General features: G+C 61.0%; 11 protein-coding genes and 3 pseudogenes. 12 read left to right on the top strand and 2 right to left on the bottom strand.

All coding sequences use genetic code 11. The features are described from left to right. Positions 1-41: 41 nt before the first annotated feature. The 9 genes and pseudogenes from thiI to FFS60_RS05675 all read left to right on the top strand — a co-directional run bounded on the left by thiI (position 42) and on the right by FFS60_RS05675 (position 12466). Positions 42-1496: a tRNA uracil 4-sulfurtransferase ThiI gene (thiI, locus tag FFS60_RS05715; RefSeq protein ID WP_137821373.1), complete on the top strand. Its 1455-nt coding sequence runs from the start codon at positions 42-44 to the stop codon at positions 1494-1496. Between the two features lie 129 nt (positions 1497-1625). Further along, positions 1626-3443 carry a translational GTPase TypA gene (gene typA, locus FFS60_RS05710; protein WP_028629859.1) on the top strand — a complete coding sequence of 606 codons (1818 nt, stop codon included), beginning with the start codon at positions 1626-1628 and terminating at the stop codon, positions 3441-3443. Positions 3444-3780: 337 nt separating this feature from the next. Continuing rightward, positions 3781-5436, top strand: coding sequence for a ShlB/FhaC/HecB family hemolysin secretion/activation protein (locus FFS60_RS05705; protein ID WP_137821435.1), 1656 nt, complete (start codon positions 3781-3783; stop codon positions 5434-5436). Between the two features lie 115 nt (positions 5437-5551). Continuing rightward, positions 5552-6661: pseudogene (locus FFS60_RS05700) on the top strand (filamentous hemagglutinin N-terminal domain-containing protein); the annotation flags it as partial. Positions 6662-6824: 163 nt separating this feature from the next. Next, a pseudogene (locus FFS60_RS28840) lies at positions 6825-9308 on the top strand (DUF637 domain-containing protein); the annotation flags it as partial. Further along, a complete protein-coding gene (locus FFS60_RS29395; RefSeq protein WP_371926376.1) occupies positions 9300-9581 on the top strand; it encodes an EndoU domain-containing protein in 282 nt (93 codons plus the stop codon). The pseudogene FFS60_RS28840 and the gene FFS60_RS29395, both read left to right, overlap by 9 nt. A 9-nt stretch (positions 9582-9590) precedes the next feature. Further along, a complete protein-coding gene (locus FFS60_RS05690; RefSeq protein WP_137821370.1) occupies positions 9591-9839 on the top strand; it encodes a MafI family immunity protein in 249 nt (82 codons plus the stop codon). A gap of 499 nt (positions 9840-10338) precedes the next feature. Beyond that, the gene (locus FFS60_RS05685) at positions 10339-11526 is read left to right on the top strand and encodes a DUF637 domain-containing protein (protein WP_305955945.1); all 1188 of its coding nucleotides are present in this window, start codon (positions 10339-10341) and stop codon (positions 11524-11526) included. A gap of 655 nt (positions 11527-12181) precedes the next feature. Next, entirely contained in the window at positions 12182-12466 is a 285-nt protein-coding gene (locus FFS60_RS05675) for a hypothetical protein (protein ID WP_137821368.1), read from the top strand. A 257-nt stretch (positions 12467-12723) separates the two neighbouring features. On the opposite strand, the gene FFS60_RS05670 is transcribed toward FFS60_RS05675, so the two are convergent. Together FFS60_RS05670 and FFS60_RS05665 are read right to left on the bottom strand one after the other, a co-directional pair. After that, on the bottom strand, positions 12724-14481 hold the full coding sequence (locus FFS60_RS05670) for a carboxylesterase/lipase family protein (RefSeq protein ID WP_171016488.1): 1758 nt from the start codon (positions 14479-14481) through the stop codon (positions 12724-12726). Positions 14482-14681: 200 nt separating this feature from the next. Continuing rightward, positions 14682-15131 (bottom strand): Bro-N domain-containing protein, encoded by a 450-nt coding sequence (locus FFS60_RS05665; protein WP_028629856.1) that lies wholly within the window; start codon positions 15129-15131, stop codon positions 14682-14684. Between the two features lie 605 nt (positions 15132-15736). On the opposite strand from FFS60_RS05665, the gene estP reads away from it, so the two are divergent. From estP to FFS60_RS05650, 3 genes and pseudogenes are all read left to right on the top strand, one after another. Then, entirely contained in the window at positions 15737-17677 is a 1941-nt protein-coding gene (gene estP, locus FFS60_RS05660; RefSeq protein WP_137821366.1) for an esterase EstP, read from the top strand. A 68-nt stretch (positions 17678-17745) separates the two neighbouring features. Further along, positions 17746-18066 (top strand): annotated as a pseudogene (locus FFS60_RS05655) (hypothetical protein); the annotation flags it as partial. A 75-nt stretch (positions 18067-18141) separates the two neighbouring features. After that, on the top strand, positions 18142-19056 hold the full coding sequence (locus tag FFS60_RS05650; protein WP_137821365.1) for a DUF808 domain-containing protein: 915 nt from the start codon (positions 18142-18144) through the stop codon (positions 19054-19056). Positions 19057-19289: the final 233 nt, after the last annotated feature.

Here is a 19289-nt window from a genome sequence, read left to right as displayed (position 1 = left end):
CGCGCCCCTCTTTTTCGGCCGCTGCCCTCGCGCTGTTTTTCATGAAACTCATCGTCAAAGTCTTCCCGGAAATCACCATCAAGAGCCGGCCGGTGCGCAAGCATTTCATCCGCCAGCTCTCGAAGAACATCCGCGCGGTCCTGAAAGACCTGGACCCGGAGCTCGAGGTGACCGGCGTTTGGGACAACCTTGAAGTCCAGACTCGCCAGACCGAGCCGAAGCTCCTGCGCGAAATGATCGAGCGGCTGACGTGCGTCCCCGGCATCACCCACTTCCTTGAAGTGCACGAGTACCCGCTGGGCGACTTCGACGATGTGCTGGAGAAGTGCAAGCTGCACTACGCCGACCTGATTCCCGGCAAGATCTTCGCCGTGCGCTGCAAGCGTGCGGGCAAGCATGAGTTCACTTCCATGGAGCTGGAGCGCCACGTCGGCAGCCGCCTGCGCCAGGAGTGCAACGCGGCCGGCATCTCCCTGAAGAACCCGGAAGTGGAAGTGCGGATGGAAGTGCGCGACCAGCGCCTGTTCGTCATCCACCACCAGCACGACGGCATCGGCGGCTACCCGCTGGGCTCGCTGGAGCAGACCCTGGTGCTGATGTCCGGCGGTTTCGACTCCACTGTCGCCGCGTACCAGATGATGCGCCGCGGCCTGATGACCCACTTCTGCTTCTTCAACCTCGGCGGCCGTGCCCACGAACTGGGCGTGATGGAAGTGGCCCACTACCTGTGGGAAAAATTCGGCCGTTCCCAGCGCGTGCTGTTCATCAGCGTGCCCTTCGAGGAAGTGGTCGGCGAAATCCTCAGCAAGGTCGACAACAGCCAGATGGGCGTCGTGCTCAAGCGCATGATGCTGCGCGCGTCCACCCACATGGCGCGCAAGCTGACCCTGGACGCGCTGGTCACCGGTGAAGCCATTTCCCAGGTATCCAGCCAGACCCTGCCGAACCTCTCGGTGATCGACTCGGCCACCGACATGCTGGTGCTGCGCCCGCTGATCGCCAGCCACAAGCAGGACATCATCGACACCGCCAACCGCATCGGCACCGCCGAGTTCGCCAAGCACATGCCCGAATACTGCGGCGTGATTTCGGTGAACCCGACGACCAAGGCCAAGGCCAGCCGTATCGAATACGAAGAAGCGCAGTTCGACATGGCCATCCTCGAGCGCGCCCTGGAACGTGCGCGCCTGGTGCCCATCGACCGGGTGATCGACGAGCTTGGCCAGGACGTGGCCGTGGAAGAAGTGCGTGAAGCGCTGCCAGGGCAGATCGTCCTCGACATCCGCCACCCCGATGCCCAGGAAGACGATCCGCTGGAGCTGCCTGGCATCGAAGTGCAGCCCCTGCCGTTCTATGCGATCAACAACCGCTTCAAGGAACTGGACGCCAACCGCCAGTACCTCCTGTATTGCGACAAGGGTGTGATGAGTCGTCTGCATGCCCATCACCTGCTCAGCGAGGGACACGCCAATGTGCGCGTTTATCGCCCGGCCTAAACAGCCCGGGCTGTTTGGCGGCAGCATCCGCCATCGCCCTCCCGACCATCGGGCCGCCTGATACGCCGTTAGTTCATATCAGCCGCTTAGACTTCGCGGCACACCGAATCCACTGATCGAGATACAAACGTGATCGAAAAACTCCGCAACATCGCCATCATCGCCCACGTCGACCATGGCAAGACCACCCTGGTGGACAAGCTCCTGAAGCTGTCCGGCACCCTCGACCGCAAAGAAGCGGAAAGCGAGCGCGTGATGGACTCCAACGACCAGGAAAAAGAGCGCGGCATTACCATCCTGGCGAAGAACACCGCCATCAAGTGGAACGGCTACAACATCAACATCGTTGACACCCCCGGCCACGCCGACTTCGGCGGTGAGGTTGAGCGCGTGATGTCCATGGTCGACTCCGTACTGCTGGTGGTCGACGCCCAGGACGGCCCCATGCCGCAGACCCGCTTCGTGACCCAGAAGGCGTTCAAGGCCGGCCTGCGTCCGATCGTGGTGGTGAACAAGATCGACCGTCCGGGCGCGCGTCCTGACTGGGTCATTGACCAGATCTTCGACCTGTTCGATAACCTCGGCGCCACCGACGAGCAGCTGGACTTCCCGATCGTCTACGCCAGTGCCCTGAACGGCATCGCCGGCATGGACCACGAGAAGATGGACGACAACATGGACGCCCTGTTCCAGGCCATCATCGACCACGTGCCGGTACCGGACGTAGACGTCGACGGCCCATTCCAGATGCAGATTTCCCAGCTGGACTACAACAGCTTCCTCGGCGTGATCGGCATCGGCCGCATTGCCCGTGGCCGCATCAAGTCCAACACCCAGGTAGTCGCCATCAGCGACGACGGCACCAAGCGCAACGGCCGTATCCTGAAGATCATGGGCCACTCCGGCCTGCAGCGCGTGGAAGTGGCTGAAGCCGAAGCCGGTGACATCGTTTGCGTCAGCGGCATGGAAGAGCTGTTCATCTCCGACACCCTGTGCGACCCGCAGAACGTCGAAGCGCGTCCGCCGCTGACCGTTGACCAGCCGACCGTGAGCATGACCTTCCAGGTCAACGACTCGCCGTTCGCCGGCAAGGAAGGCAAGTTCGTCACCAGCCGTAACATCAAGGACCGTCTGGACAAGGAACTGCTGCACAACGTCGCCCTGCGCGTTGAAGCCGGCGAATCCGCCGAGAAGTTCAAGGTCTCCGGCCGTGGCGAGCTGCACCTCTCCGTACTGATCGAAACCATGCGCCGCGAAGGCTTCGAGATGGCCGTCGGCCGTCCGGAAGTGGTGATCATCGAGAAGGACGGCGAGAAGCAGGAGCCCTACGAGAACGTCACCATCGACATCGAAGAGCAGCACCAGGGCTCCGTGATGGAGCAGATGGGCCTGCGCAAAGGCGATCTGACCAACATGATCCCCGACGGCAAGGGCCGCGTTCGCCTGGAATACACCATCCCGGCGCGTGGCCTGATTGGCTTCCGTAACAACTTCCTGACCCTGACCTCGGGTACCGGCATCCTGACCTCGACCTTCAGCCACTACGGCCCGATCAAGGCCGGCGAAGTCAGCAACCGTCAGAACGGCGTACTGGTCTCCATGGCCACCGGCACCGCACTGACCTACTCGCTGGAAACCCTGCAGAGCCGCGGCAAGCTGTTCCTCGCCCCGGGCGACGAGATCTACGAAGGCCAGCTGTGCGGCATCAACAGCCGTGACAACGACCTGGTGATCAACCCCACCAAGGGCAAGAAGCTCGACAACATGCGCGCTTCCGGCAAGGACGAGGTCATCGCCCTGGTTCCGCCGATCAAGTTCACCCTGGAACAGGCGCTGGAATTCATCGCCGACGACGAGTTGGTGGAAGTGACGCCGAAGTCCATCCGCCTGCGCAAGAAAATGCTGAACGAGAACGACCGCAAGCGCTACGAGCGCACCAAGGTCTAACTCGACCCGCTGCTGAAAACGCCCCCGCCGGCCCTGCCTGCGGGGGCGTTTTCGTTTGGGGCTAGGGCGGCCCTCTGCTCGTTTCAGTCTTCATGCACTCGCTTCGTGCCGTCTCGCGTCGTGCGCACCCGTCAGGGGTGCGGGTCAGACATGCCGAGGCCCTGTTCAGGGCTTCATACAGTCAATCAGGAAATTTCCAGCGACCTGATCAGGGTTCGCTGGCATACCGCACCGGCTCAGTTGTTTTCAATGGCGCCCTTTCCATTCCCGGCCCATTGCCAAGGAACTGCCCAGCGTGCGTCCCCTGAAATTGGATGTCGTAGTACTCAGTCTGTTCATGGTCGGCGCCCACGGCCTGGCCAGCGCCGATGTGTCCCCCGGCGATCGCGACCTGATCCGCGACCGCCAGGAGCGCCTGCTGCAGGAGCAGCAGAAGCGGCTGGAGGAACTGCAACAGCTTCCAGGCAAAGCTGTGGAAGCCGCGCCGCCCGCCCCAGTCGAAGAGGGCCGCTGCTTCGAAATACGCCGCATCGACCTGAAAGGCGCTGAGCACCTCAATGCCGAGGATCGGCAGCAGTTGCTGGAGCCCTACGCGGGCCGTTGCCTCGGCGTCGCGCAGCTCAATGAACTGCTGAAAGTCATCACCGACTACTACCTGGATCGCGGCTTCGTTACCTCCCGCGCCTACCTGCCGCAACAGGATCTGTCCGATGGCCAGCTCGACGTCATCGTGGTGGAGGGCAAGCTGGAGGGACTTGATAGCTCCAGCATCGCCAGCGACCGCGAATTGGCCATGGCCTTCCCCGGCGAGACCGGCCAACTCCTCAACCTGCGCGAACTGGAGCAACTGGTCGACCAACTGAACCGCCTGCCCTCACGCCCGGCGCAGTTGGAACTGCTGCCCGGCGAGCAGGTGGGTGGCAGCCGGGTAGCCCTCAAGGGTGAGCGGAGCAAGCCCTGGCGGGTCTCTGCCACCCGCAATAATGACGGCGATCGCAGCACCGGCGAACAACAGCTGGGGCTCGGTCTGGACTGGGATAGTCCGCTGGGCCTGGCCGACCAACTCAGCCTGCGTGCCAACAACGATGCCGTCACTGACCAATGGCGCCACTCTGATAACCAAAGCGCGTTCTACAGCCTGCCCTACGGTTGGTGGACCTTCAGTTACAGCTACAGCCAGAGGTACTACCGCACCCGTAGCGAAGGCAATGGCTTCGCCTTCGCCCTGGACGGCGATAGCAAGACCCACCAATTGCGCGCCGAGCGCGTGCTGCACCGCGACGCGCAGAGCAAGACAGCTTTCAATTTTGGCCTCAGCCACGTGCGCACCCGCAACTACATCGACAACGCCCTGGTAGATGTGTCCAGCACCCGCCTCTCAGAGGGTCAGCTCGGCTTTAACCATGGCCGCCGCATCGGCACCGCCTTCGTCAACCTCGATGCGGGCTGGCAGCACGGCAACGGCAGCTTCGACGCCCAGGGCGATGGCAACCCGCATGGCAGCGAGCCAGTGGCCCGTTACAACAAGTACAGCCTCACCCTCAGCTACCTGCAGCCGTTCCAGCTGTGGGGCGAAGGCTTCAGCTTCGACAGCCTCGCCACCGGGCAGCGGAGCGAGGACGTGCTGTTCAGTCCACAGCGCATCAGCTTGGGCGGCCTGAGTTCGGTGCGCGGCTTCAAGGACCAGACCCTGTCCGGCGACACCGGCGGCTACTGGCGTAACCAGCTGCGCTGGCGCCGGGCCGTCACCTGGCAACCGCTGCAGTCCTTGTTTCAGGAATACGGTGCCGCACTGGCCTACGACCTCGGCGTGATCCATGGCGATTCGCACAACCCCAAGGCTCGCGGTCGCATGAGCGGCAACGCCCTGGAGCTGAACCTGCGCGGGCAATACGTCGCCGCCTCCGTGACCTTGGCTCGCTCTCTGGAGCGGCCGGACGCCATCGAGCGCCGCGAGCATCCGACGTACTTCCGGATCGATGCCTTCTTCTAGGGGCATCGGCAACTGCCATCGAGCATCCGCGGCCTGGAGCTGCCAAGCCCCTGCGGACCACACCACCGAATCAGCGTTACGCGACCCGAGCAAGGCCGCCTAAAGAGGACACCACATGGACGTTCGCAGCCCCCTTAACCAATGCATCGCCCTGGCCCTGGCCGGCATCCTCTCCCTCAACCCCATCGTCACCGTGGCGGCCGAATTGGCCATCGACCAGGCCGCCGGGGGCAATACCCAACTGGGCCAGGCCGGCAACGGCGTACCGGTGGTCAACATCGCTACACCAAACGGCAGTGGGCTGTCCCACAACAAATTCAGCGAGTACAACGTCGGCCAGCAGGGCCTGATCCTCAACAACGCCACGAACAAGACCCAGTCCACCCAGCTGGGCGGGATCATCATCGGCAACCCCAACCTCAAGGGGCAGGCCGCCAGCACCATCCTCAACGAAGTCACCGGCGGCAACCGCAGTCACCTGGGCGGCTACACCGAAGTGGCGGGTCAGTCGGCGCGGGTCATCGTCGCCAACCCGCACGGCGTCACCTGCAACGGCTGTGGCTTCATCAACACGCCACGCGCCACGCTGACCACCGGCAAGCCGATTGTGGAGGGCGGACGACTGGATCGCTTCCAGGTGGATGGCGGTGATATCGCCATCGAGGGCGCGGGCCTCAATGCTGGCAACGTCAACCAGTTCGACCTGATCACCCGAAGCGCCAAGCTCAACGCCGAAATCCATGCGCAGGAACTGAATATCGTCGCCGGGCGTAACGAAGTGCAGGCCGACAGCCTTGCCGCCACGCCACGTGCAGGGAGCGACGCCGACAAGCCCCTGCTGGCCATCGACAGCTCTGCTCTGGGCGGCATGTACGCCGGCGCTATTCGCCTGGTGGGCACCGAGGCCGGTGTCGGCGTGAAGCTGGCCGGCGATATGGCGGCCAGCGGAGGCGACATCCAGATTGACGCCAACGGCAAGTTGACCCTGGCGCAAACTGCGGCCGTCGGCGACCTGCGGATCAACGCGCAAAGCGCCGAACTCACTGGCAAGACCTACGCCGGTGGCAGTGCCACGCTCGCCACCCAAGGCGACCTGGACAACCGTCAGAGCCTTGCCGCTCGCGATGCCATCCGCCTCTCCAGCGGCGGCCGGCTGAGCAACCAGGGGGTGATTGAGGCCGGGGTCAATCCGGACAACAGCCGCAACGCCAGCGGCGACCTCCAACCGCCTCGATCTGCTGGCTACAGACAGCATCCGCAACGCCCAGGGCGGCATCATCTCCGGGCGCGATGTCAGCGCAACGGCGCTCACGGGAGACATCATCAATGAGCGTAGCCAGGGCTCCCTGCTGCATGCCGGGCCCAGTACGCGTCAAGACAGCGTCATGGACAACGCTGCCCGAATCGAGGCGGGCAACAATCTCAGCCTCTCGGCCGGCCGCGACCTCGCCAACATTGGCAGCGTGCTGAGTGCCGGCGGTAACGCCGGCCTGAGCGCGGGGCGCGATCTACTCATCGCCTCCGCCACCGAGGTGGATACCGCCGAAGGCCATGCCAAGAAGTCGCGCTGGACTGAAACCGACATCACCCAGCATCGCAGCGAGGTGCAGATTGGTGGCGACCTCAAGATCGAGGCCGGCCGCGATCTGGCGGTCATTGCCAGTCGTGTCGGCGCCGGTGGCGATATCGACTTGGCCGCCGGGCGTGATCTCGATATCGCTTCAGCCGCCAACGAAAGCCACTACGAGTACCACTACAAGGGGGGTGGCAAGAAGCTCGATATCCAGAACGACCAGGTCCGCCAGCAGGGCAGTGAAATCACCGCCGGTGGTGGCCTGAGCCTGGTCAGCGGCAACGACCTGAGCATTACCGCCAGCCGCCTCGAGGCAGGCGATGAAGCCTACCTCTACGCCGGTAATGACCTCAGCTTGCTGGCGGCCGAAGACAGCGACTACTCGCTGTACGACAAGAAGAAAAAGGGCAGCTTCGGCAGCAAGAAAACCCAGCGCGACGAAGTCACCGACGTACGCAACATCGGCAGCGAAATCATCAGCGGCGGTGACCTCACCTTGGTCAGCGAAGGCGACCAGCGCTACCAGAAGGCCAAGCTGGAATCCGGCGGTGACCTCACCCTGGACAGCGGCGGTGTGATTGCCTTCGAAGCAGTGAAAGACCTGCACCAGGAGAGCCACGAGAAAAGCAAAAGTGACCTCGCCTGGACCTCCATGAAGGGCAAGGGCACCACCGACGAGACGGTGCGCCAAAGCGAGCTCGTCGCCCAAGGCGACCTCATCATCCAGGCCGTGGATGGTCTGAAGATCGATATCAAGCACATCGACCAGCAGACGGTCAGCCAGACCATCGACGCCATGGTCCAGGCCGACCCGAACCTGGCCTGGATCAAAGAGCTGGAACAGCGCGGGGATGTGGACTGGCAGCGGGTGAAGGAGATTCACGACTCCTTCAAGTACAGCCATTCCGGGTTGGGCGCTGGGGCGCAGCTGGCGATTGCCATTGTTATGGCGGCGACCGTGGGGCCGGCGGCCGGCGCGGCTGTAGGAGGAGGCGCTGGCGGCGCGATAGTCGGGGCGGTCGCGACCACGGCCGCGACCAAAGGCAGCGTCAGCGTCATCAACAATCAGGGCGATCTGGGCGCCGTGTTCAAGGACGTCACCTCCAAAGAGAGCCTGAAGGATTACGTCGTGGCCGGCGCCACGGCGGGGCTGACCTCAAGCCTCTTCGACAAGTTGTTCGGGACCCAGACCAACACCTTCACGGACAAGGTCAATAACGTCGATCTGGGGACGCTGGAAGGCGTCGGCAACTTCGCCGGTAACCAACTGGCCCAGAGTGGCACGGCGGCGGCGCTGAACAAGCTGATGGGGCGTGATGCTTCGTTCAGGGATGCCTTGCAGGGCGCGCTTTACAACACCCTGGCCGCAGCAGCCTTCAACGCCGTGGGCGACTTCACCGAAGACAAGTGGGTCGATGGCTCCCCGCAAAAGGTGGCTATCCACGCCATCGTCGGCGGCCTGCTCAGCGAGGCCACCGGCGGCGACTTCAAGACGGGGGCCATTGCAGCAGGTGCCAACGAAGCGTTGGTTGTACAGCTCGATGCACTGGTGAAGGGTGATCCGAACCTGCTGACCATGTCCTCGCAACTGGTTGGCCTTGTCGCGGCAGCGGCGGTGGATGGGGATATCGAGAAGGGCGCGTGGGTCGCGCAGAACGCGACGCAGTACAACTACCTCACCCATGCGCAGGAAGCTGAAAAAGACCACGAGATGGAGGGCTGTAAGGAAGACAAACTCTGTCGAGTGGAGAAAGCAACGAAGTGGGCGCTGATAGATGCCCAGCAAGACCTTGGCATCGTTGTTGGCGTTGGAGGTGGAATCGGGCTTTCGGCTGCAGAAACAGTCGAGGGTGTTCTCGAACTGGTGCAACATCTGCCGGAAACAGTCAAGGCGCTGAAACAGCTGGCAAGCTCGCCCGAATTCCGCCAGCAATTCACCGATAGCTACGTCAGCGATCTGGAGCAGAGAGCTGCAAGGCTGACCCAGGCCTACAACGATGCGGGGTGGCAGGGATCAGTCACCGCTGGCGTTGAAGGTGCGCGCTTCGCGGTTGAGCTGGTTGGCGTCTTGACCGCAGTTCGTGGCACTGCGCAAGTTGCGGCTAAGCTACCCGATGCTGCCAAGCAGGTTGTCAATGCCATTGCTGAAGCTCCCGCATCAGGAGGTTGGAAAGCACAGGTCGGAGCTGTTGGTGATCTGGGTAAGCTTGAGGTTCCGGGTGGTGCAAAAGCGACTCCGAGCACCGACTCGCTTATCAACTTGGCAAACAATCAGCGGACGCAGCATATATTGCTGGGGGATGCTACTGGCGGAGGGCATCTATGGCCGGGAGCTGCAGGAAAAACAGCTTTTCCTGCCACTTGGAACGGCAATAAGGTCATGCACAACGTTTCTGACTTAGCTACAGATCCTAAAGCTTCGTGGACACAATTGACTGGCAAGCCTGGTGCCCAGTTCACCACGAAAGGCAAGCCTGTCCGCTGGGCTGTAGAAGGTGTGCGTGATGGCGTGAATATCCGTGTAATAGTTGAGCCTCACGGCGAGGGGATTATTACTGCATATCCTAAGTAGAGGTACGGCATGCGTGAGTCTGGAGAAATAATACAAGAGGTCTTGGAAGCGGTTTCGGGATGCTTCGAGGACGATACAGAAAGAAATGTCAAAGAACTTCTCGCATGTGGAGAGCCTGGTTTAGCGCTGGAAGTTCTTTGCTCTCAGTTGGTGGAATTCGACATAGCTATCTCATTTAAGATGAAAGAGCAGCTTGCAATAGCAGCAGAAATCATGGGGATGGATATTGAGGAGCTGCAAGATATAAATATCTTGTAGTTTCTTTGTCGCAAAAGGAACTGCTACGGCTGGTGGGCAAGCAGCCTCTACACTTCCGAAGAACTTTAACGAGTCAGTTCTCGGTCATAACACCCAGATCGGCGTGCGAAACAGTAAGGCGGGTACGATTTCTGGTGCCCACAACAACGATGCATTCCTGGAGTCGGTTGAGATAACCGGCGCGAAGATTTCCAACAAAATCACGGATACTCGTTTCCCAGGGGTTGTTGAATACAGCTATCAGTTGCCTAGAACTAATACTAAGGGTGGTATTTTGCCTGCTCTAATTTTCTGCGGACTAGGACTATAACTCCATGTCAGCTTCGGACGCTGGTTGCGGACATTTCCTCAGGCCCAATCATCCTGGCTCTTGCATACAGATAGTTCCGGGTCTGGCTTCATGCTGGGCTGCTTCCGTTCATTAACAAACCAATCGATTTGACCGTCAAAGGCGCCCAGGCTGGTGCGCCTTTGAGTCGCCGGGCGCGATGTCAGTGCCATCGCCCTCACTGGCGACATCTTCGACAAGTTGTTCGGGGCCCATACCAACACCTTCACGGACAAGGTCAATAACGTCGATCTGGGGACGCTGGAAGGCGTCGGCAACTTCGCCGGCAACCAACTGGCCCAGAGTGGCACGGCGGCGGCGCTGAACAAGCTGATGGGGCGTGATGCTTCGTTCAGGGATGCCTTGCAGGGCGCGCTTTACAACACCCTGGCGGCAGCCGCCTTCAACGCCGTTGGCAACTTCACCGAAGACAAGTGGGTCGATGGCTCCCCGCAAAAGGTGGCTATCCACGCCATTGTCGGCGGCCTGCTAAGCGAAGCCACTGGAGGTGATTTCAAGACCGGCGCCATTGCAGCAGGTGCCAACGAAGCGTTGGTTGTACAGCTCGATGCACTGGTGAAGAACGATCCGAACCTGCTGACCATGTCCTCGCAACTGGTTGGCCTTGTCGCGGCGGCGGCGGTGGATGGGGACATCGAGAAGGGCGCGTGGGTCGCGCAGAACGCTACGCAGTACAACTTCCTTGGTCATCAAGAGCTGGACGACCTCGAGGAGGAGGCACGTAGATGTCAAGCACAAGGTAACTGCGAGGCAATCCAAAAGAAGTTCCGTGAGCTGAGCGTCGCCAACGATGATGCGATTAGCTCCTTGTGTAGCAGCAACCCTGCCCTTTGCACTCAGTATTATGGCGATCTGCTTCATGATCGGAACAGCTTGCAAGAGCGGCTGGCTGGGCTGTACTTCGACGACAACATCCCTTCGTTGTTCAAGGATGATCTGCACCGCTATCAAATGCAGAACTCCAGTGCGACCGGGGTCCTGACCCAAGCGGGTTCGCGGCTTGAGCTGGAAAGCAAGGGGGTTTCGCCCGAGAAGGCCGGTTGGGGAGCGGATCTCCTGGCGGCAATGGGTGGGTTTCTCGGAAACAAGGGAGGCGTTTCACGAACTCCAGTATTTACAACAAACAAAGAGGCGCGGGTTGCAGCTGAGGGTCTAGGGTTTAAAAGAGTGGCAGAGACAGTTCATGGCGGTCAGTTGGTTTACAAGAAGGGGAATTTATATATAACAAGGGATTTGGACGGACATAACGGCGGGGCATGGAAAATGGCTACTTCCATAAAGGATCTTTCGAGCAAGGGTACGCGTATGGGGCATATGATAAAAATCTTAATCGCATAGGTGACTAGATTGTGGATAAGTTATTGGAGAGTAATGGTTGGCAATCCGTCGGGAAGACAATCAGGCAGTTGATTGTTGAGTTGGAGACTTTTGATGATAAAGATCTCGTGGTGGAGATCTCGATCGATGGAGGGAGGAGTGGAAAGGCAATAAGTCTGGTTGGGAAAAAAGACGGAAAGTGCATGTTGATTCATGTTGAGTGAACTGCAAAAGGAGCTGGTGGGGCTGGAAAGGTATATGATCTAGCCACTGTTGGAAAGCCTATCGGCAGCAACTTAAATCCAACCCAAAACCTTTCAAGTGGTGCAGGTCTTGGCGGATTCAAGGTCGGCTTAAGTGTAGATGACATCACCTCAATAAACTCAAAATTTGGTTGGTCAATTTCTTTCAGAGATGTTGATGCGGCTATAGCTAATGCTGCTAATCATAATGGGTTCTGTAACAAGGCTGGGTCAATGATTAGGGATATTGCTGGTGGGCACTTATTTTATAATGGAAGTAAGCGTACTGCGGTTGAGGTGGCTGAGTAGCTAATTATGAAAACGGTGTGGATGGTCCGCCAAAGCAGGTTATATGGGATGTCGTAGATAAAGTTGCGACAGGTTAGTTAACTGATGCTAAAGATATTTCAAAAGCATTAAGAGGGGCTGGATTAATGTCTTTCGGTGAGCTCGCTGATAAGTATGCTGCCCATTTTGGCTCGTCAAGTATGAGTAGTGTCGGGCTTGAGGATTTTGTACAAATATTAAAATTGGCAGCGATTAAAAATAAATGGTTCTCTATATTTAAGGTGGATGGCGAAAGGGGTAATAATATATATACTTTTGTTTTGAATATGTCATCAAGTGTTGGTGTGGTGATAAGAAAAGATACAGATGAAATGCGAGAAGGTATGGAGTTTGTTTTTTCTGAACTTGAGCGAGCTGGTATATATCCATAATTCACCCGTAAGGAAAAGAAGGAAAAGGGGAGGGGGAAAAGAGAAGGAAAAGGGGACAGATTTATTTTCCCTACTCTAATTTGGGGAAGAGCAGGCTTTATTTATCCATGGAGGGAGAATTCATGCCCAGGGTGGGGCGCGCTCTGTTGCCAAACTGAGTGAAAAGTGTAAACAGACGCGTTTGGTATCAGTAGACCACTACAGCCCCCGCCGGACCGATCCAGCGGGGGCTTTTTGTTGGGCGTCTTTTTTATGGATTACTGGTAGGCCACCCCCGCATCCTCCAGCTGCACCTGCTGTCCCGTCATCACATCCAGCACCTTCTGTCGGTCGTCCGTGCCGAGTTGATCGAGCGCGCTGTTCACATCCGATAGCCAGACGTCGTGTGAGCTGGTTTTCACCGTGTTATCGAGGATCTGGCGCTTCTGGAAGACCCAGAAGTTCGACCAGTCGTACCACTCGGGCAGGCCGTCGAAGGCCTTGTTCGGGTTGCCGGTGCGCATGAACTGGGACGCGTACTGGGTGAACTTGTTGGATAGTGCGGTGCGTTGGCTCTGGTTGCTGCTGGTGCTGATGAAGCGCAGCAGGTCCTGTTGCGGTGCCACGGGGAAGTTGCCGAAGAGGAAGGGTAGGTCCATGCCGTGCACGGCGCCGAAGGCTTCTTGCCAGGGTGCTGGCGAGTCGTCCCAGTCGAAGTTGTAGCGGTAGATGCTGCCTTGCAGTAGCCGCAGGTAGCGGCAGATGTTGTCCACCGTCAGGTCCACGCCCAGGCTCAGGGCGCGGTGCACCGGGCGGTAGGTGGGGTAGAGCTCCGGCTTGACGATGTCGGTGATGGCGAGGCTGGCGGGGTTCTGGTTGTTGACCATGTCCCACATCTGCGCGTGGTCGGGCTTGTAGTAGCTGAGCAGTTCGCCGGCGAAGTAGGTGCCTTCGTCCTTGGTGGTGCCGAGGATCATTGGCACCTTGTGGTAACCGCCAGCGATGAGGTCGACGTAGCCAGCCCAGGGGATCACGTGGCCGTCGGTGAAGTGCCCCATCACCACGGGCGTTGGCGTGTGGCGCACGATGTCGGCCGCCGGCAGCCCTCGTAGGAAGCTGCGCACCCAGGCCGGGCCCTGGCTTGTCCGGAAGGCCGCGGCTTGCAGCTTGTCGCTGGCATAGCCCTTCTCGATCAGCAGGTCGTCGATCATACCGTCGGATTGCACCTCGCCCAGGGCCTTGGGATAGGCGTTGGGCAGGCCCGACATGCAGATCATGCGGTCCACCAGCGAATCTGCCAGTGGCGATTGCAGCAGCCCCCAGGCGTTGATGCAGCCGGCGGACTGTCCGGCGATGGTGACGCTGTTGGGGTTGCCGCCGAACTGGGCGATGTTGTCGCGCACCCACTCCAGGCCTTTGATCAGGTCCAGGGTGACGTAGTTGCCGGAGTCGTCCTTGGCGTTGCCTTCGTGCAGGGCAGCGTTGTACAGCCAGCCCAGGCTGCCGAGGCGGTAGTTCACCGTCACCACCACGGCGTTGGCATTGCGGGCGAAGTTGGCGCCGTTGTAGAGCAGTTCCGAGCTGGCGCCCTTGAGGTTGGAGCCGCCGTGAATCCAGAACAGCACGGGCAGGTTGCTTTCCGTGCTCTTCGGGCGCCAGACGTTGAGGTAGAGGCAATCTTCCGAGCCTATTGGCTGGCCGAAGGTGGCCGGGTCGGGTGCGCCGAAGAAGCTGCCCAGCTGCGGGCAAATGCTGGCGAACTGGCCCGAAGGACGCACACCGTTCCAGGTCGCGGGATCGCGCGGCGCCTTCCAGCGCAACTCGCCCACAGGCGGCGCCGCATAAGGAATGGCGCGCCAGGATTGAGTGTTATTGACATCGGCCACGCCCTGCACCTGAGCGCCGCCCAGGGAGGTGATCGAGCGTGTGAGGGACTGGTTGTCGGCGGCCTGGCTGACGGGGGCCAGGAAGGAAAGCAGGAGGAGGGAACCGCCTAGCAGACGGCCCGGGAAACGCAGCTTTGCGATCGAATTCATTGTTGTTATCTCGATTCGAGCCACAGGAATGGCGGGGTGCGTTCCGTGGGTTTGCCCCCGCCGCGTGTCCACCCGAGTCCAACTGCGTATTGGGACTCGGGTGCCAGTACTAGTCATGCCGGGCGGGCTGGTCAAACACGCTCAGGCCACAAACCGCCGACCGGTTGGTCACCTGCCGAACCGCACCCACACGCGGGGCGTCAGGGCATTTCGTAGCGCGGTGCCTGCTCCCATGGCATCCAGAGTTCGCCCTGCCACTCCAGCAGCATCAGCCGCCGGGCTTGCCAGGTCATCAGCACCCGCCGGGGGTGGAAGTAGCCTTCGGCGTGCTGGTCGCGCAGGGTGGGGATTACTTCGCGGGTGAGCCATTCATCCAGTTGCTGGCATTCGGGGTGGCCGAAGCGGATCAGGGCCTTGTAGAGGCCGGCTTCGTTGATGACGTGGATCTCTTCTTCATGGCCGTTGGCGTAGCGGATGGGGACCCGGCGTGCCTCGAAGGGCCGCAAGCGGCGATGCAGGGATTGCGGGTGATGCAGGCCGAGCAGGCGGGCGAAGTCGTAGGCGGAGAACCAGGGTTGATTGTCGATCATCACGCCGCGCAGGGGGCGGTTGTGACGGGTGAAGAAGGTGGGGATGGATGCGTCATGCATGGCGTTGCTCCGTTTGCGGGTTAAGTCCGCCACCCCACGTCGTCAAACGAAGGGTGGCGAATCGCGCGGGGTTGACGAACCGGGCAAACGGGGCCGGCAGACCGCAGGGGTCTCCCCACGCGATCCGCCATTGTGTGATGCAGCCTGGATAACTGCATGCGAGCCGGTGCCTACCAGAAACGTCCGCCGTTTCTCGTATGCGCCGTAGGCGCTATCGCGCCGCTTGCTTCAGGTCGTCAAACCCGGTCGCGGGCTCGGCCGCGACCCGGGCACGTTAGGGAGGGGGAGGGGAGCGAACAAGTCGCCGGAGAGCGTTTGGGAAATTTCTGAGTGTTGTTCGGCGTCATCGGGTGGCCTGAAGCTCAAAGCGCCACGATCAACACCTTCAAGTCGATGGTTGGCAGCGACCTGCAGGAGCCCGTGAAGGCATCGCGAACATGTGAGCAATGCAGGTCCGTGTGCCATGCGGCATCTGAAGGGTTATCAAGTTTTTCCGGTCTATGCTGATCCGCTGAGGCGGGGCCATGGAATGAGCTTTGGGCGTGCTCGGGCTTTTTGGTACTTTCGTGCCTCCAGACAATAAGAACAATCACGGAGTAAGTAGCATGACCAGAATGGCGCTCAAGCCACTCGTGGCAGCTTGCCTGCTGACCACGCTGTCCACTGCATTACAGGCGGCTCCTTCCCCCTATTCCACCTTGGTGGTGTTCGGCGACAGTCTCAGCGACGCCGGGCAGTTCCCAGATCCCGGTGGCCCCGCCGGCAGCACCTCACGATTCACCAACCGCGTTGGCCCGACGTACCAGAACGGCAGCGGCGAGATCTTCGGCGCGACCGCCCCCATGCTACTCGGCGGCAGTCTCGGCATTGCGCCTGGAGACCTTGGTGCCTCCACGTCGCCGGTCAACGCCCAGCAGGGCATCGCCGATGGCAACAACTGGGCGGTCGGCGGCTACCGCACCGACCAGATATTCGACTCGATCACCGCGTCGGGCGGCTCGGTGGTCGAGCGTAACGGCACCGTACTGCGCAGCCGTGATGGCTACCTGGTGGACCGCGCGAGCCAAGGGCTGAGCGCTGACCCGAATGCCCTCTACTACCTTACCGGCGGCGGCAACGACTTCCTCCAGGGGCGCATCCTCAATGATCTCCAGGCCCGCCAGGCGGCGGGGCGCCTGGTCGACAGCGTGGAGGCCCTGCAACAGGCCGGCGCCCGTTACATCATGGTTTGGCTGTTGCCCGATCTGGGTCTGACCCCGGCGACGTTCGGCAGCCCGATCCAGTCCTTCGCGACTCAACTCAGCACCACCTTCAACACCGAGCTGGCCGCGCAACTGGGCCAGGTGAATGCCAACATCATCCCGCTGAACATTCCCCTGCTGCTCAAGGAGGGCCTGGCCAGCCCCGGTGCTTTTGGCCTGGCCACCGACCAGGATCTGATTGGCACCTGCTTCAGCGGCGACGGTTGCGTCGGCAACCCCACCTATGGCCTCAACGGTACCTCGCCGGATCCAACCAAGCTGCTGTTCAACGACAGCGTGCACCCGACCATCGCCGGTCAGCGGCTGATTGCCGACTACGCCTATTCGTTGCTTGCAGCGCCCTGGGAAGTGACCCTGCTGCCCGAGATGGCTCACGGCACCCTGCGGGCCTATCAGGATGAGCTGCGCAATCAGTGGCAGACGGATTGGGAAAACTGGCAGGGCGTGGGCCAGTGGCGCGCCTTTGTTGCCGGTGGCGGCCAGCATCTGGACTTCGACTCCCAGGACAGCGCCGCCAGCGGCGACGGCAACGGCTACAACCTCACCCTCGGCGGCAGCTACCGGCTTGACGATGCCTGGCGTGCCGGTGTCGCGGCGGGGTTCTTCCGGCAAGAGCTGGAGGCCGGCGTCGAGGACTCGGAATACCGCCTGAACAGCTATCTGGCCAGCGCCTTCGTCCAGTACCAGGAGAACCGCTGGTGGGCGGATGCCGCGTTGACTGGTGGCTATCTCGACTACGACGACCTGAAGCGCAAGTTCGCCCTTGGTGGCGGCTCGCGCAGCGAGAAGGGAGATACCGACGGTTACCTGTGGGCCTTCAGCGCACGCCTGGGCTATGACATCGCCCAGCAAGTCGACAGCCCATGGCATATTTCCCCGTTCATCAGCGCCGACTACGCGCGAGTAGAGGTAGACGGTTACGCCGAGGATGGTGCAAATGCCACGTCGCTCAACTATGACGACCAAAAGCGCAACTCCAAGCGCCTGGGCGCCGGCCTTCAGGGCAAGTACGCATTCAGCGCCGACACCCAGGTGTTCGCCGAGTATGCCCATGAACGGGAGTATGAGGACGATACGCAGGATCTGACCCTTTCCCTCAACAGCCTGCCCGGGAATCGCTTCACGCTCGAAGGCTTTACGCCACAGGACCACCTGAACCGGGTGAGCCTTGGTTTCAGCCAGGCGCTGACGCCGGAGCTGTCGCTGCGCGGCGGCTACAGCTGGCGCAAGGGTGAGGACGATACCCAGCAAGGCGCCAGTCTGGCATTGACCCTGGACTTCTGATCCCGCTTCCCGGCCGTCGGTGTCTTCCGACGGCCGGTTTCCCTTCCGATTCTGATCGGTTCGATCCGATCCCCTTCATGCTCTGGCGCTCGCCGCAGTGGCGCGCGGAGCACCCCCAGGCGCTTCGCGCCAACCTTGGTCGCCCCTACAGCAGTTCGAGCTTCATCCACACCTGGGCGGATCTGGCCGGGCTACGCTTCGATGGCTTCGACCCGAGCCGCAGTGTGGTCAGCGCCGCCTTCCAGCCGCGCCCGCTGCTGATTGGTGACCCATACCGGCCCAAGGCGCTGATCGATTTCAGCCTGATCAAGCCCAAGACCAGACCTGCCGACATCGAAGTGGTCAGCGTCAGGCGTGAACCGACTGGCAGAAAAGCGCCGCCGGGTTGACCGGCGGGGCGTTTTTGTCTGTAGTGCGCCTTCGCCGAACCAAGGCGCCCCGTTTCCCCTCTGCAAGGACACACCATGGCCGGAGCCAGCCTGCTGACCCTGATCGACGACATCGCGACCCTGCTCGATGACGTCTCGGTAATGACTAAAGTCGCCGCGAAGAAGACCGCAGGTGTCCTGGGTGATGACCTGGCGCTGAACGCCCAGCAGGTCAGCGGCGTGCGCGCCGATCGCGAGCTGCCGGTGGTCTGGGCGGTGGCCAAGGGGTCGATGGTGAACAAGGCCATCCTGGTACCGGCGGCCCTGCTGATCAGCGCTTTCGCACCCTGGGCGGTGATTCCGCTGCTGATGCTCGGGGGTGCGTTTCTCTGCTTCGAAGGTTTCGAGAAGCTGGCGCACAAGTGGTTGCACAGCCACGAAGAGGACGAGCAGGCCCATGCGGCCTTGACCGAAGCCGTGGCCAATCCCGAAGTCGACCTGGTGGCCATGGAGAAGGACAAGATCAAGGGGGCCATCCGTACCGACTTCATCCTGTCCGCCGAGATCATCGTCATTACCCTGGGCACGGTGTCTGCTGCTCCCTTCGGTACCCAAGTGGCAGTGCTTGCAGGCATTGCATTGATCATGACGGTGGGTGTGTATGGCCTGGTGGCGGGCATCGTGAAACTGGACGACCTGGGCTTCTATCTGGTTCGTCAGGCCAGCTCCGCGGCCCAGGCCATTGGACGAGCCATCCTCGTTGCCGCCCCCTGGATGATGAAAGGGCTGTCGGTGCTGGGCACTGCCGCCATGTTCCTGGTGGGTGGCAGCATCATCCTCCACGGCATTCCCGCCGCCCATCACCTGCTGGAGCCGGTGCTGGCGGCGTCTGGCGGCTTCGCCTGGCTGGTGCAGATACTGGTCGATGGTCTGGCGGGCATCGCCTCAGGCGCCCTGGTGCTGGCCGGGGTGAGCCTGGTGAAAAAGCTGCTGTCGGCCGTGAAGCGTTGAACTGCTGACTGTATGTATGGGGTCTTGGGGCAACTGCGCCGCCCTTGGCGATTGAATTGGCTATGTCTGCGTTAGCTGTTGCGAGAAATTGACCATCCGGCCAAGAGCCTTGTAGGAGCTGGCTTGCCAGCGAAACGGGGCCATTCGCTGGCAAGCCAGCTCCTACGGGCAATGCAGACATAGCCATTGAAATCGGCCCCACAGTGTGTCGCCGCTGATGCGGCGCGATTTCG

Source organism: Pseudomonas sp. D(2018) (assembly GCF_005502555.1).
GTDB lineage: Bacteria > Pseudomonadota > Gammaproteobacteria > Pseudomonadales > Pseudomonadaceae > Metapseudomonas > Metapseudomonas resinovorans.
The sequence above is the reverse complement of the archived record's forward strand: the minus strand, read 5'-3'. Positions and strand labels throughout refer to the sequence as shown.